General features: G+C 67.0%; 13 protein-coding genes. 5 read left to right on the top strand and 8 right to left on the bottom strand.

The window, feature by feature from the left end:
* The first annotated feature begins 136 nt into the window (after positions 1 to 136).
* Positions 137 to 595, top strand: a complete 459-nt coding sequence (locus tag AB4059_RS04140; RefSeq protein WP_498976855.1) for a GNAT family N-acetyltransferase — start codon at positions 137 to 139, stop codon at positions 593 to 595.
* On the opposite strand, the gene AB4059_RS04135 is transcribed toward AB4059_RS04140, so the two are convergent.
* The 3 genes from AB4059_RS04135 to AB4059_RS04125 all read right to left on the bottom strand — a co-directional run bounded on the left by AB4059_RS04135 (position 570) and on the right by AB4059_RS04125 (position 2,028).
* Complete coding sequence (locus AB4059_RS04135) at positions 570 to 791, bottom strand: hypothetical protein (RefSeq protein WP_498976853.1); 222 nt, start codon at positions 789 to 791, stop codon at positions 570 to 572. The two genes, AB4059_RS04140 and AB4059_RS04135, sit on opposite strands and share 26 nt — an antisense overlap.
* Positions 792 to 909: 118 nt before the next feature.
* Positions 910 to 1,698 carry a hypothetical protein gene (locus AB4059_RS04130; protein ID WP_498976851.1) on the bottom strand — a complete coding sequence of 263 codons (789 nt, stop codon included), beginning with the start codon at positions 1,696 to 1,698 and terminating at the stop codon, positions 910 to 912.
* A 9-nt stretch (positions 1,699 to 1,707) separates the two neighbouring features.
* Positions 1,708 to 2,028: a PepSY domain-containing protein gene (locus tag AB4059_RS04125; protein WP_498976849.1), complete on the bottom strand. Its 321-nt coding sequence runs from the start codon at positions 2,026 to 2,028 to the stop codon at positions 1,708 to 1,710.
* A 201-nt stretch (positions 2,029 to 2,229) separates the two neighbouring features.
* On the opposite strand from AB4059_RS04125, the gene AB4059_RS04120 reads away from it, so the two are divergent.
* Complete coding sequence (locus tag AB4059_RS04120) at positions 2,230 to 2,859, top strand: phosphatase PAP2 family protein (RefSeq protein WP_498976847.1); 630 nt, start codon at positions 2,230 to 2,232, stop codon at positions 2,857 to 2,859.
* Here the strand turns inward: AB4059_RS04120 and AB4059_RS04115 are convergent.
* Genes AB4059_RS04115 through AB4059_RS04105 form a run of 3 tightly spaced genes read right to left on the bottom strand, consistent with a single transcriptional unit; the run spans position 2,856 to position 5,505 of the window.
* On the bottom strand, positions 2,856 to 3,554 hold the full coding sequence (locus AB4059_RS04115; RefSeq protein ID WP_498976845.1) for a phosphatase PAP2 family protein: 699 nt from the start codon (positions 3,552 to 3,554) through the stop codon (positions 2,856 to 2,858). The two genes, AB4059_RS04120 and AB4059_RS04115, sit on opposite strands and share 4 nt — an antisense overlap.
* 10 nt (positions 3,555 to 3,564) lie before the next feature.
* Entirely contained in the window at positions 3,565 to 5,013 is a 1,449-nt protein-coding gene (locus tag AB4059_RS04110) for an ArnT family glycosyltransferase (RefSeq protein WP_498976843.1), read from the bottom strand.
* Between the two features lie 57 nt (positions 5,014 to 5,070).
* Positions 5,071 to 5,505 carry an EamA family transporter gene (locus tag AB4059_RS04105; protein WP_498976841.1) on the bottom strand — a complete coding sequence of 145 codons (435 nt, stop codon included), beginning with the start codon at positions 5,503 to 5,505 and terminating at the stop codon, positions 5,071 to 5,073.
* 108 nt (positions 5,506 to 5,613) lie between these two features.
* Between AB4059_RS04105 and AB4059_RS04100 the strand changes: the two genes are divergently transcribed.
* Positions 5,614 to 6,372, top strand: coding sequence for a hypothetical protein (locus AB4059_RS04100; RefSeq protein ID WP_498976839.1), 759 nt, complete (start codon positions 5,614 to 5,616; stop codon positions 6,370 to 6,372).
* A gap of 73 nt (positions 6,373 to 6,445) precedes the next feature.
* On the opposite strand, the gene AB4059_RS04095 is transcribed toward AB4059_RS04100, so the two are convergent.
* Positions 6,446 to 8,110: a M4 family metallopeptidase gene (locus AB4059_RS04095; RefSeq protein ID WP_498976837.1), complete on the bottom strand. Its 1,665-nt coding sequence runs from the start codon at positions 8,108 to 8,110 to the stop codon at positions 6,446 to 6,448.
* Positions 8,111 to 8,276: 166 nt separating this feature from the next.
* On the opposite strand from AB4059_RS04095, the gene AB4059_RS04090 reads away from it, so the two are divergent.
* Positions 8,277 to 9,860 (top strand): tetratricopeptide repeat-containing sulfotransferase family protein, encoded by a 1,584-nt coding sequence (locus AB4059_RS04090; RefSeq protein WP_498976835.1) that lies wholly within the window; start codon positions 8,277 to 8,279, stop codon positions 9,858 to 9,860.
* 97 nt (positions 9,861 to 9,957) lie between these two features.
* Here AB4059_RS04090 and AB4059_RS04085 read toward each other — a convergent pair whose 3' ends face one another.
* On the bottom strand, positions 9,958 to 12,354 hold the full coding sequence (locus AB4059_RS04085; protein ID WP_498976833.1) for a YadA family autotransporter adhesin: 2,397 nt from the start codon (positions 12,352 to 12,354) through the stop codon (positions 9,958 to 9,960).
* A gap of 243 nt (positions 12,355 to 12,597) precedes the next feature.
* Here AB4059_RS04085 and AB4059_RS04080 point away from each other — a divergent pair, with 243 nt between their 5' ends.
* Complete coding sequence (locus AB4059_RS04080; RefSeq protein ID WP_498976831.1) at positions 12,598 to 13,083, top strand: YybH family protein; 486 nt, start codon at positions 12,598 to 12,600, stop codon at positions 13,081 to 13,083.
* Positions 13,084 to 13,095 lie beyond the last annotated feature (12 nt).

Below are 13,095 nucleotides of genomic sequence, written 5' to 3'. Positions count from 1 at the left end.
GCCAGGGCAACGTGCAGCGAGACCTTTGTGTGGGCCGCTGTGCGACGAACAATTGCGCGAAACGAAGACAAACATTCCCATGAGTGGGATATTCGTCAGTGCGAGTACGGCTTGCGCCCAAGGACCGATACGCGATATGGACACGATCGAAATCCGCCCGATCACGCCGAACGACCATGCGCAGTGGTTGCCACTGTGGCTGGGTTACAACGCCTTTTACGGCCGCGAAGGCGCGACGGCGCTTGCGCCGGAAATCACCGCCACGACGTGGGCGCGGCTCCTCGATCCGGCCGTGCCCATGCATGCCTTCGTGGCGGAGCACGAGGGCGCGCTCGTCGGTCTGACCCACATCGTCCTCCACCACAGCACGATCCAGGTCGAATCCAATTGCTATCTGCAGGACTTGTTCGTCTCCCCCGCGGTGCGCGGCCGCGGCGTGGCGAAGGCCCTGATCGAAGCGGTGTACGACTTCGCCCGTCAGGCGCGCCTGCCGCGCGTGTACTGGCAGACGCACGAAACCAATGCGGTCGCTCGCAAGCTTTATGACACCGTCGCGGAGCGATCCGGCTTCATCGTGTATCGCCGGATCCTTTGATGGATCGAGCGCCGGCCGCCACCTGTTGCGCCACCCAATCGCGATCATGCGTCGGGGCCGCGTCGACGAGACGATCGGCCAGGCGCCAGTAAGTCGTGCGCAATGCGTCTTCGTCTTCGAGTGCATCCCGCCACAGCGGGACCGACGCGTGGAGCTGGAACAGGGCGGCATCGAGTTCGGCGCGCGACAACTGCATCTTCGATCTCCCGGGGGGCGCAGGCAGGCAAGGATCGTAGTCCCGGGTGGGTCGACGGGCCAGCCCGCTCGTCGTGTTCAGCAAATCGCGGGTCAGCGCCCGTTCCCGGAGCGGGCTGTCAGGCGGTCGCCCCCCGCGCCCGCCACCGCAGCAGCCAGCGCCGCGCACGCGTCCGCAACGGAAGCACCGTCGCGCGATAGACCGCCGACAGCCTGCGTCGCGCCGGCGGGATGCGCCAGCCGAATCCCTCATCGATCACATAGCGGCAGGGATTGCACAGGCCGCAGGGTTGCGCATTGCGCGTGGGGCGATGGCAGAACCAAGTCATGCCCATCAGTTCGCCCCAGCCGTTGCGTTTGACGACCTGCGTCATGTCCTCGCGGGTCGTGCCGATCATGGGGAATGCAAAGGCCCCGAACACCACGCCGATATCCGGATCGGCCGTGTCCGGCGCCACGCGGAAGGTCGGATACCCATGCGCCGATTGCGCGGGCACGGTGCAGTCCATCAACACGCCGCTGGCACCGTGTCGTGCGCGCTCGCTCGACATCTCCATGTCCTGCAGCCCGCGCTGTTTGGCGAAGCGGGCCAGCCAGGCGTATTGGGACCCGATGCCATACCGCAGCGCCATGCGGTCGAACGCATCCTGCACCGTCGGGTCCGGCGCAAGATCCGCAACCCGCACCATCTCGGTGGGGTGGAGCAGTGCACGCGTTTCCGGATGCGCTTGCGTCAGCGCCTCGCGAATGCGGTCCATCGTCTCCAGTTCGATCAACGAAGACTTGCGCGTGGGATCGACCAGGTAGATCGGCACGACGGGAAGGCGATGTTCGAACAGCAGTTGCAGCAGGTGGAAGGTCGAATCCCAGCCGCCGGTCCACAGCATCAGTACGGGCGTTTGGTTCATCGGCGATGCCTAGTGTTCCGTCTTGGCTTCGTGCTTGTCCGCCGCGCGCTCCCTGGCCTGGTCGGCGGGTGTTTCGATTTCCATGCGCACGACTTGCCCGCTCGTCGCGTCGACCTGGATTTCATGGATGTCCTTCGAGGCCGGCGTTGCGATGTCGAAGGACCACACTTGTTTGCCGTGCTCGGTTTCGAGTTCGGCGCTCTTCACCACGCCCGTCGGGACGCGCACCAGTGCGGCCTTTTCGGCCTGGGCGCGCGTCACGGTCGAATCGGCCGCCACGGCGGGAAGCGCCGCGACACACAACACCAACGTCAGGACACGAAAGCGCATGGACCTCTCCCTGCCATGCGAGGGGCACGGCCAGTCCGGCGACACTACCCAAAGGCGGTTACGCCCAGGTGGGGCGAAACTCAGGCATCTGTTACCGCGCGCGATCGCCGATCCCGGACTTAACGCACCGCTGAGTTTCCGCCGAGCATCGGCTAACGCGCGAGGGCGAATAACGGCTGCAAGAACGCCAGGAGTTCGCCCATGTTTCCTCGTCGCGCTGCCCCCGCGCTCTTCCTGGTCGGCGCCTTGCTCGTGCCGTGCCGATCCCACGCCGGCAACCCGTTCCTGATCGACCATCTGGTCACCTACGACGACTCCGGCATCTGGAACCGCGACACGCAGAAGAAATTCGCGCTCACCGCCGCCGTCGTCACGATCGGCGGCGCGCTGTTCGTCGACAACGACTCGCGCATGGGGCGCACCTTCGACCAGGCGCTGGATTCGATGGTGCTCACCGCAGGCACGACGACGGTCATGAAGGCCGTGTTCTCGCGCGAACGTCCCAGCCAGAACACCGATCCCGGCGATTTCTTCGACGGCAGCGGCTATGGCAGTTTTCCAAGCGGCGAAGCCGCCGAAATCAGTTCGATCGTGACGCCCTTCATCGCTGAGTACCACGAGGACCACCCGGCGGTGTGGGCGCTGACCTTGTTGCCGGCCTACGACATGATCGCGCGCGTCAAAGTGCACGGGCACTGGCAGAGCGACGTGATCGTGGGTGCGGGCATTGGTATTGCGTGGGGGATCTGGGCGCACAAGCGCGAGCACCCGTTGATCATGGGATTGCTGCCGCATGGTGGCGTCATGGTCGCCTATCAGAAAAAGTTCTAAGCGTCCGTCGATTCGCGCCACGCACCGCACAGCGCGTGGACCAACAGCACGATCCCCCAACTGATCCACAGCGACCACAGTGTGTGCGAAAGGAAATGCGCGCCCCGGGCCTGCTGTATCCATCCGAGCGCGAGCGCCCACGCCAACGCGATGACACCAACGACGATGCAGCGTCGCGGTTTCTCCGGATACCACAGGCACGCGAAGGACAGCATCCAGGAGCCGACCGTCACGAACCGCGCCGGGAAACAATGGCCGGCGCGAACGCCGACGGCCGGCGCCTGCAGCAGATCGCGGTAAGGCGCGGCGCCGCCGTACTCGATCACGTCCCACGGGCAGTGCATCGTGCTCATGGTCTGCAGGATCGCCATCACCGCCGGCACGGCGAGGAAACAAATCGCGATGCACCACAGCCGTCGCCTGTGCGTGGCCAGGAAGCCCGTGCGTGCGCGCAAGGCACGCAGGGCCATCCACCACATGACCAGCCCCAGGAGGATGGACAGGAGCTTGAGCTGCCGATGGATGGCGTACGTCGTGATCCACGAGGACCGCAAGGGAAACGAATGACTGACCGGGTCGTACCAGGGGTTGGCAAGACGCAGGTCCAGTGCGGTGGCGTGGAAGACCCACGCAAGGGCGACGGCGGCCACCGCCATCGCGATCAACTGCGGGCCATAGAGCCGCGCGGGTGTCATGCGTGCGGCGTCATGGGTTCGACGGCGTTTCGACGCGGAAGAACACGCGCCCGCTGAACGGAGCACCGAGCGCGACGGCGCGCTGGTCGCGCGCGTGCAGGTAGGCCTGGACTTGCGTCCACTGCGCTTGCTGCACGACCCAGACGGTGTGCAGCGGATCGGGATCGTCGAGCAATTCGCGCGCGGCGTCCTCGTCGAAGGGCGCATTGATGGGCGCCTCGCCGGGCGGCGGCATCGGCGCCAGCGACACGTCTTCGATTTCCGCATCCAGATGCACGCGCAATCCGTAACGCGCGGGGTCATCGATGAACACCACCTGGTCGACATGGCCCGGCGCGCGCTGGCGGATCGCATCGGCCCAGGCGCGCGCGTCCTGCGGCGAGTCGATGGACGCGCCCACGATGCGGATCGCGATCAGGATGGGCACCCAGACCATCAAGGCATTCCATTGAATCGGGCGCAGCCCCGGCCGCGGCAGCACGGTCGCGATCGCCAGCGGCACGAACAACGGAAGCAGATACAACGGCAACCGCGAGCGCGCGATGCAGAACACGATCAGCGGCACCAGGATCCAGGCCGCCACGAAGCGGTCGATCGACGTCGGCAAGCGCCCCCTGATCCATCCGAACAACGCGAAGGTCCAGGGAAACGTACCGACCAGCAGCGTCGGAATGTAGACCACCGCCCATCCGTACCACTCCCCGTGCCGGCGGAATTCATTCGTCGTGAGGCGATCGATGACTTCCATCCCGAGGAAGTAGCGCAACAGATGCGGATTGCGCGCGGTGACCGCGACGAACCAAGACGTCGCCAACACCGCGAACACGAAGAACGCCAGCGGCCGGAACACGCGACGCTCGCGCGGCGCCTTCCACTCGGCCCCGATCACCACGAGCATCGGCAACAAGCCCGGCGGCCCCTTGGTCAGGAACGCAAGCGCGAAAGCGATCCACGTCAACCATCGCCAGTGCGCGCGGCCATCGCCCCAATGCAGTTCGATGTACGACCACATCGCGAGCGTTTCGAATGCGGTGAGGAGGAAATCCGTCGTCACCAGTTGCGATGCGATCGCCGGCAACAACATCGTGGCGAACGTGATCGCCGCACGCATCTCCTGGCCGGGCGCGAGCCGGCGCGCGATCCGCGACACCATCCAGATGCATGCGAGGTAGGCGAGGGCGACGGGAAGCCGCGCGGCCCAGGGATTGAGCCCGAACACGCCCATGCTCGCGGCGACCACCCAATAGGTCAGCGGCGGCTTGGTCCAATGGCCGACTTCCTGCTGCCGATGCGGCACGAGCCAATCGCCGCTCGACAACATGTTCGCGGCGACATTCGTATAGCGCCCCTCATCGGGATCCCAGAGGCCGCGGCTGCCCAGGAAGGCGAAGGCCAACGCGAAGAAGACAGCGAACAGGAGTCCGCGTTGGCTTGCTTGCGAGAGACGCAACGCGACCATCCGCCCATCGTGGGCGCGCGAAAGTAATTCCGTCCTTAATGCTGGCTCAGCCGGCCGTTAACGCCGCTGGAAAATGAAGATCCCCAGGCCCGTAACGATGAGTGCGATCCCCATCCAATCGCGCGCCGAAGGCCGCTCCCCCAGAAAGGCGAAGGCGAACAGGATGACGAGCACGACGCTCGATTTGTCGACAAGCGCGACCTTCGTGACCTCGCCCAGTTGCAGCGCCTTGAAGTAACACAGCCACGACGCGCCGGTCGCCAGCGCCGACAACGCGAGGAATACGAGCGTGCGGCCGGGCAGTGCCATCGGGTTCGACCACTTCCCGGTCACCACGACGAGCGGCACGAGCACGAGCGCGACGATGAGCGTGCGGATCGCCATCGCCAGGTTGGAGTCGACCTCGTGCGCGCCGACCTTGGCGAACACCGCCGTCAACGCGGCGAAAGTGGCCGACAGCAGGGCCCACGGAATCCAGCTTTGCCAACTCATCGGAAACTCCAGGCGTGTTCGCGGCGATTTAACGGCCGACTGAGGGAGTCGTGCGTCTGGATGACGTATACAGCAGCCAGCCTGATCGCCTCGAGAGGAGGACTTGCCATGAAGCCCCGCACCCTACTGGCCTGCCTGCTTTCGATCCTGGCCTCTCCCGCGAGCGTCGCCTTCGCAGCCGGCCCCTTCCAACCGGAGTTCCGCCTTTCCAATTTCCACGCGCCGCTGGTCATCGACAATGCGTATTCGCCGATGCAACCGGGCACGCGCACGGTGTCGTACGAATTGGAAGACGGCGAGTGCAAGGTCAACGACGTCGTGGTCACCCACGCGGCCAAGCATGATTTCAAGGGCGCCTACGCGGGCCTCGCCGCACGCAAGGTCACCGACAAGGTGTGGTCGGATCCGCAGTGCAATGGCAAGCGCGCGCTGTTGCTGGAAGACACGCAGGACTGGTACGGCCAGGACAACGGCGGCAACGTCTGGTATTTCGGCGAAGCGACGGTCGAATACACCTACGACGCCGCAGGCAATCGCATCGATGCGTCGCACGAGGGTTCGTGGCAGGCCGGTTCGCGCGGCGCGAAGGCGGGCATCGTGATGTTCAATCGCCCCGTGGTCGGCACGTCTTACTTGCAGGAGTTCGAAGCCGGTGTCGCCGAAGATGCTGCGCTGATCCAGAACGTGGGCATCCGCGTCGAAACCGGGCTGGGGCGCTTCCACGATTGCATCAGGACGCGGGAGACCACGGCGCTGACGCCCGGCGATGTCGAATACAAGTATTACTGCCGCAACCTCGGCGTCGTGCGCGTCGAAGCGCCCCTCGTGCATGGCGGCGCGGAGTTGGTGCAGTTCGGGCTGCGTTGAGTCGCACGCCAGGCCCAAACGAAAAACCCCGCACGAGGCGGGGTTTTCCGTTCCTGCATTCCACGCGCCCGAATCAGGGCATCGTCACCGCATCCCACGCCGCCGCGACGGCCAGCTGGTTCGGCGAACCCACGCCGTACAGATCGCCCGCGGCGTTCATCGTGGCCACGCGCGCGCCGGCGTAGTCCGTGTTCGAGACCATGTACAGCGTCAGGGCGCGGTACCAGATCTGCGCGGCGGCATCGCGGCCGATGCCGGCCAGGCCGACGTTGCCGTTGCACACCAGGTCGCTCGCGCCCAGGTTGGCCGGCGTGTTCGCACCGTAACCGTTCGGGACGACCGCGCCTTCGGCGAGCAGGTAGAAGAAGTGGTTCGCCACGCCCGAGGAGTAGTGGACGTCCATCGCCTTGAAGTTGCCCAGCGTGATCCCGTTGGAGGGCGTGGTGGCGCTCGGGTAGCAATCCGGCGAGATGCCGTCCAGGTGCGGCTTGAACATCGTGCGGATGAACTTGTCCGGCGCCGGCGTGGTGAAGATCTGGTCGCCGATCACGTAGTTCGGCGGCTGCTTCGGATTGTTGGCGAAGTATTCCACCATCGTGCCCAGGATGTCGGAGGTGGCTTCGTTGAGGCCGCCCGATTCGCTGCTGTAGACCAGCCCGGCCGTCGCCGCGGTCACGCCGTGGCTGACCTCGTGGCCGATGATGTCGATCGACACCAGCGGACGCAGCATGCTGCCGTCGCCGTCGCCGAAGGACATGCAGGAGCAATCGTTGCTCCAGAACGCGTTGGCATAGTTGATGCGGTAGTGGATCGCACCGAAGGCGCCCACGCCGTCGCCGCGCACGCCTGCACGGCCGAAGGCGGTCTTGTAGAAGTCCCAGGTCTTCGCGAAGCCGTAGGCCGCGTCGACGCCCGCGCTCGCGCGATCGCTCTGCGCGCCGTTGCCCCACTTGTTGTCGCCGTCGACCAGCTGCGTGCCGGTCCCGCGGTAGCCATTGCCCATGTCGGTGATGGCGATGCCGCCGCGCGTGGTGTCCTTCAGCTCGTAGATGTGGCGCGTGGCGTTCCACTGCGTGTTCAGAGTGACGTTGCCCGCGAACAGCGAGAAGCCGGGGCCGATGGCCGGCGTGGTGACCGGGGTGGTCGGCGTCGTGCCGGTCTGCGCGCCGGTGCCGGGCAGCGTGCCGGTTTCGATGGCGTCGACCTTGCCGAGGATCGCGCCGTTGGCGGCGTCGACGTAGTAGTGCATGCGCGTGGGCGTGCCGTCCTGCTTCGCGCCGACGTACAGCACGTCATAGGCGAGCTTGGGCTGCGCGGTGCGTGCGTAGACGACCAGGCGCGAGGTCGGCACCACGTCGAACTTCGTGCCGAACTGCGTGCCCGCCGCGGCGATGGCGGCCTTGGAATCGATCTTCGGTGCGACCGAGAGGTTGAGTGCCGCCGCTTGCGTGATGCTGGTGCGCTTGAGCACGCCGGCCTTCGAATGCACGACCAGGTCGCCGCCGATCACCGGCAGGCCCTGGTAGGTGCGATCCATGCGCACGTGTTCGGTGCCGTCGCGATCGACCACGACGCCGCGGACCTGGAAGTTGTCGTACGCCGAGAGGCGCGCGGCCGCCGGATTCTGGCGGATCGCGCCGAGTGCGCGGGTGGCGGGCGAAGCAGCGTCGGCCGCGACGGCGTGGCCGGCGGCAGACATGAAAATGGCCACGGACAGGGCCTTGGCAAGCGGCGACATGTTTTCCCCTGGAAGATGAATTCGGATCGGCGCGGACGACCGCGACAACGAAGACTCCGGCGTCGCGTGCGGGCATTGAAACTCCCCATTTCAGGGGGGGCGGGGGGCGGGGGCGCGGTGGTCAACTGGCGTTTGCGGGCGCGCGCCTCGCCCCGGTCATTCCCCCATGCAGCAACCCGATCTTCCGGCCTTGTGGCAGCAGGCCATCGACCATTTCCAGCACAAGCGCCTGGCCGAGGCCGAAGCCTTGTGCGTGCAGTTGATCCAGCACGCGCCGGACCAGCCGCTCGCCTACGCGATGCTGGCGCAGATCTGCCACGCGGTCGGGCTCACGCGCGAAGCGACCTTCAACGCTTTCCAGGCCAGCGCGCGCGCCGTGCACGCGCCGCCCGCGGAGTTGCTGGAAATCGCGCAGGTGTTGCTGGACGTCGGCGAATGGCAACTGGCCCACGCCACGCTGGGCCTGGTGGATGTGGAGCATCCGGACAACGCGTCCCTGATGGTCGACCTGGCGCGCTTGTACAGCAGCCTGGAAGACCAGCCGCGCGCGTTGTCGTGCCTGGACCGCGCGCGCGACACCGGCTTCGACCACCCGATGGTCGCGAACATGCAGGCCATCGTCCGCAGCTTCGTCGGCCAGCTCGACGGCGCGGTGGCGTCCTGCGAAGAAAGCATCGCGCAAGCCCCGTGCTTCGGCCATGCGCATTGGTTCCGCGCCCAACTGGGGCGCAAGGACCACGCACGCGAGCGCGTGGCGCGCATGCAGGCGGCGCTGCGCCATCCCGAACTCGACAACGACGACGTCACCTACCTGCACTACGGCCTGTTCAAGGAACTCGACGCGCTCGGCGAGACCGACGCGGCGTGGGACGCGCTCATGGCCGGTGCGAACGCCCGCCGCAGCGTGACCGAACACGACTGCGCGCAGGAAACCGCCGCATACGACGCAATCATCGCCGCCACCACGCGTCGATGGATCGAAGACTGCGGCGACGTGCCGCGCGAGGCGACCCCCATTTTCGTCGTCGGCATGCCGCGCACCGGCACGACGCTGCTCGAACGCATCCTGGGCAATCACCCGCAGATCAAGACCTGCGGGGAGCTCAACGATTTCCGCCAGCAGATGCAGTGGGTCAACAACCACCGCCTCAACCTGGCGCTGGAACCCTGGTTCGGCGATTACCTCGCGCGCCTGGACCCGACCCTGCTCGGCAACCGTTACCTCGCCAAGACGGCCTGGTTCGCCGAAGGCAATGCGTTCTACGTCGACAAACACCCGATGAACTTCCAGTGGTGCGGCGCGATCCTGCGGGCACTGCCGCACGCGAAGATCGTGCACCTGCGCCGCCATCCGATGGACAGCTGCTTCTCCAACCTCAAGGAGCTGTTCGCGCACAAGTACTACGCGTACAGCTACGCGCTGGACGAGCTGGCGACGCATTACCGCAACTACGCCCGCCTGATGCGCCATTGGCACGCGATCGCGCCCGGCCGCATCCTCGACGTGCGCTACGAAGACCTGGTCTCGCATCCCGACCTGGAAGCCGCGCGCGTCCAGGCCTACCTGGGCCTGCCGGAAGTGCGGGGCGTCACCGACATTCTCGCCAACAAGACGGTCACCACGACCGCGAGCACGCTGCAGCTGCGCCAGCCGATCCATGCGCGCAACGTCGGCGGTTGGCGCCGCTATGCCAAGGGCATGGCACCGGTGCAGGCCCTGCTTGCGGACCTGGTCGACGCTTACGAATAAAAACAGGAGCACCGTGCCGGTCCGTCGCCACAACGGTACCGGCACGGCGTCCTGCGCGGCGCTCTCTCCCCCGAGCGAGCGCCGCTGACCGGTTCCCTTACAGGTCGATGCCGAAGCCGATACCGGCCGAGCTGTCGTCGCTGGTGAAGGCGCCACCCAGACTGAAGGACGCACGGTCGCCGATCTGCTTGGAGTAGCCGACCGACAGCGCGCTTTCGCCATTCATCCAACCTGCGCCGACGCCGATGCGACCGTTGTCGCTGCGGCTGTGCGCGGCGTTGATCGCCATGTTCAACATCGCCGCGCTCATCGCGCCCTGCTGGTCGATGCGCTGGTCCTGGTGGTTCAGGCGCAGGTTCACGTCGTCCTGCAATTGCGTGAACTGGTCGTTGAAGGCCTGCATGTGGCTGTCGGTGTACGCGTTGGCCGAATGCAGCGTCGCCGTGTCGCCGGCCTGGACCTGGCCGACATTGGCGGCATCGGTGGTGGCCGTGCCGGAGGCGACGTTGGTCACGCGGCGTTCGGCGCCGGCCGAACCGACGGACACGGTGTTCGCCTGGTCGGCGACCGAGTTGGCACCGATGGCCACCGCGCTCGTCGCGTTCGCGGTCACGGTCGCGTTGCTGCCGATCGCCGTGCTGCTGTCGGCGCCGACGTGCGCGCCGGGGCCGAAGGCCACGTCGGTCGGATCGGCCGTGCTGCTGTCCGGACCGAGCGCCAGGCCCGAGCCATCGCCGACCGGCAGGCCGAGACCCGGCGTACCTTCGAGCGACTCCACGCGCGTGGAAAGCGTGGAGATTGTGGTGTTCAGGCTGCTCATGAAGCCGTCGACCGCGCCGAAGGCATCGCCGACGTTGTAGTAGCTGGTGCCCTGCAGGTTGTAGGTCGGCATCGCGAGCAGGCCGTTGACGTCGATCGACGCACCGCCACCGAAGGCGGCCGCGACCGTGTCCAGCTGCGCGGCGCTGCTTGCGCCCACCGCGACCAGCGCGTTGTTGAGCTGGCCGACGTTGACCGCGTCGGTGTCCTGCGAACCGGCGGCCACGTTGGTGATCTGGCGCTCTGCACCGACCGCACCGACGGACACCGTGTTGTCGCGATCGGCGACCGAGTACGAACCCAGCGCCACGCTGTTGTTGGCCAGCGCCGTGCTGTACGCACCGAGCGCGGTGGCGTAATCGCCGACGGCGGACGCGGTATCGCCCAGCGCGGCGCTCGAAACGCCACCGGCGGTGGCCAGCGGGCCGACCGCCGTGGCGTAGTCGCCGACGGCCATGCTGTACGCGCCCGTCGCGACGCTGACTTCGCCGCGCGCCTGCGCATACGCGCCTTCGGCGGTGCTCATCTTGCCCAGCGCCGTGGCGTAGGCGCCGGTGGCGCTGCCGAAATCGCCGGCCGTCCACGCATACGCACCGGTGGCGTTGCTGAATGCACCGAAGGCGTTGGAATACGTGCCGATCGCGGTGCTCGCGAAGCTGTAGGCGTTGGCGTACGCGCCCAGGCCCGTCGCAAAGTCGGCGTTGGCGGTGGACACCAGGCCGATCGAAACGCTGTTCTTGCCCGCGGCCCACGCATAGGAGCCCACGGCGATGGAGTCGTCGCCGATGCCGGCTGCGCTGTAGCCGACGGCGGTCGCGTCCCAGCCGTTGGCGTAGGCTTCGTTGCCGATCGCCATCGCGTAAGCGCCGGTGGTGTACGCGCCCGTGCCGATGGCGATGCCGTACTTCTTCATCGATCGCGCGTAGGAACCGATGGCGAGCGAGTTGTCCTGGTAGGCGTGCGAATCGGTGCCCAGTGCCACCGAGAACTTGCCCAGCGCTTCGGTGACGACGCCGACGGCCGTGGACATCTGGCCCGACGCCTTCGCCTGCGCACCGAGCGCAGTGCCATAGGCGCCGCTGGCGTTCGCCGACTTGCCGACCGCCGTGCTCCAGGTGCCGCCCGCCGTGGAACGCGCGCCGAGCGCGGTGCCGTATGCGCCGGCAGCCGCCGCGCGATCGCCGACGGCGGTCGCGTTGGCGCCCGAGGCGTTGGTCGAACGACCCACTGCCGTGGTCGCCGTGCCGGTGGCGCGCGCGAAGTAGCCGAACGCCGAGGCGTTGCTGCCGGTGGCGTTGGAGTAGGCACCGATCGCGTTGCTGTAGGACCCCTGCGCATTGGCGAGGTAACCCATGGCATTGGAGTAGATGCCGATGCCCTTGGCGCCATTGCCAATCGCGGTGCTGTTGTTGCCGCTGGCGACCGCGTTGTTGCCGATGGCGACCGCATTCAGGCCGCTGGCGTTGGCGTTGTTGCCGACGCCGACGGTATTGGTGTTGGTGGCCTTCGCGTTGTAGCCGAACGCGGCACTGTTCGTCCCGGTGGCGGTGGCGAGGTTGCCGACGGCGGTGGCGAACGCGCCCGTCGCGGTCGCGCCGACGCACTGGGTCTGGCCCGGCGTGGCCGTGGCGCAGTCCTGCGCCATCGCGATCGAGGGAGCCAGGCCCATGGCCATCAGCAAGGAAGCGGTGAGGTTCGCGCGGACGAGAGTCCTGGAACGCGCGTGTCGACGAGCGGTTTTCACGAAATGGAGTCCCCTGGAGTAATCGGATCGGCAACGCCGAGCGGGTTGGGCCTGACGCGCCAACCATCCGACTCTGCTGTCATCGCAAGGCCATTGGCTCCCCCCCGTTTTGGGGAGGTGCATGGAAAAGCGCGGTTACCGCTAATTGCGCATCCCCCGTACTCCGTCAACGCCATGCGCTCTCTCGTTCTCGCCACCTCTCTCGCGCTCGCAACCATCTCGGTCGGCCCGGTGTTCGCCCAGGCGAACGCGGCGTCCATCGGTGCGCCCGACGCATCGCCCGCTGCACGGGAAGCAGCGCAAGTCGTCGACACGTTCATGTCGGCGATGGTCGGCGGCGATCTCGAAACGGCGCGCGCGCAAATGACGCCCAACGCGGTCGTCGTCTCCAACGGCCAGGTGCTGGGCGAGCGCGACGCTTACATCGACGGCGCGGCGAAGGGCGATTCGACCGCGTTGCGCACCGTCCATCGCGAGCTCGTGCGACGCGACGCGCGCGCCGGCACCGACGTGGCCTGGGTCGTGAGCGAAAAGCGCCTGCGCGCCATCGCGACGCCGGGCAGCGGACCGAGCGAAGTGGTGGTCGAAACCATGCTGCTCGCGAAAACCGACGCAGGCTGGAAGATCACCCACGTGCACTGGTCGGGCCGCCACGGCTGACTTCGCGTTGCC

The organism is Lysobacter sp. 2RAF19 (assembly GCF_052115395.1).
In the GTDB taxonomy this organism is placed as follows: Bacteria; Pseudomonadota; Gammaproteobacteria; order Xanthomonadales; family Xanthomonadaceae; genus Noviluteimonas.
Note: the sequence above shows the minus strand (reverse complement) of the source record. Positions and strands in the feature narration are given on the sequence as shown.

Excerpts from the sequence above, each read along its gene's own strand:
- AB4059_RS04110 (WP_498976843.1), bottom strand. The coding sequence starts at position 5,013 with ATGGTCGCGTTGCGTCTCTCGCAAGCAAGCCAACGCGGACTCCTGTTC.
- AB4059_RS04130 (WP_498976851.1), bottom strand. The coding sequence starts at position 1,698 with ATGAACCAAACGCCCGTACTGATGCTGTGGACCGGCGGCTGGGATTCG.
- AB4059_RS04135 (WP_498976853.1), bottom strand. The coding sequence starts at position 791 with ATGCAGTTGTCGCGCGCCGAACTCGATGCCGCCCTGTTCCAGCTCCAC.
- AB4059_RS04085 (WP_498976833.1), bottom strand. The coding sequence starts at position 12,354 with ATGGCCATGGGCCTGGCTCCCTCGATCGCGATGGCGCAGGACTGCGCC.
- AB4059_RS04105 (WP_498976841.1), bottom strand. The coding sequence starts at position 5,505 with ATGAGTTGGCAAAGCTGGATTCCGTGGGCCCTGCTGTCGGCCACTTTC.
- AB4059_RS04115 (WP_498976845.1), bottom strand. The coding sequence starts at position 3,554 with ATGACACCCGCGCGGCTCTATGGCCCGCAGTTGATCGCGATGGCGGTG.
- AB4059_RS04120 (WP_498976847.1), top strand. The coding sequence starts at position 2,230 with ATGTTTCCTCGTCGCGCTGCCCCCGCGCTCTTCCTGGTCGGCGCCTTG.
- AB4059_RS04095 (WP_498976837.1), bottom strand. The coding sequence starts at position 8,110 with ATGTCGCCGCTTGCCAAGGCCCTGTCCGTGGCCATTTTCATGTCTGCC.
- AB4059_RS04080 (WP_498976831.1), top strand. The coding sequence starts at position 12,598 with ATGCGCTCTCTCGTTCTCGCCACCTCTCTCGCGCTCGCAACCATCTCG.
- AB4059_RS04090 (WP_498976835.1), top strand. The coding sequence starts at position 8,277 with ATGCAGCAACCCGATCTTCCGGCCTTGTGGCAGCAGGCCATCGACCAT.
- AB4059_RS04140 (WP_498976855.1), top strand. The coding sequence starts at position 137 with ATGGACACGATCGAAATCCGCCCGATCACGCCGAACGACCATGCGCAG.
- AB4059_RS04125 (WP_498976849.1), bottom strand. The coding sequence starts at position 2,028 with ATGCGCTTTCGTGTCCTGACGTTGGTGTTGTGTGTCGCGGCGCTTCCC.
- AB4059_RS04100 (WP_498976839.1), top strand. The coding sequence starts at position 5,614 with ATGAAGCCCCGCACCCTACTGGCCTGCCTGCTTTCGATCCTGGCCTCT.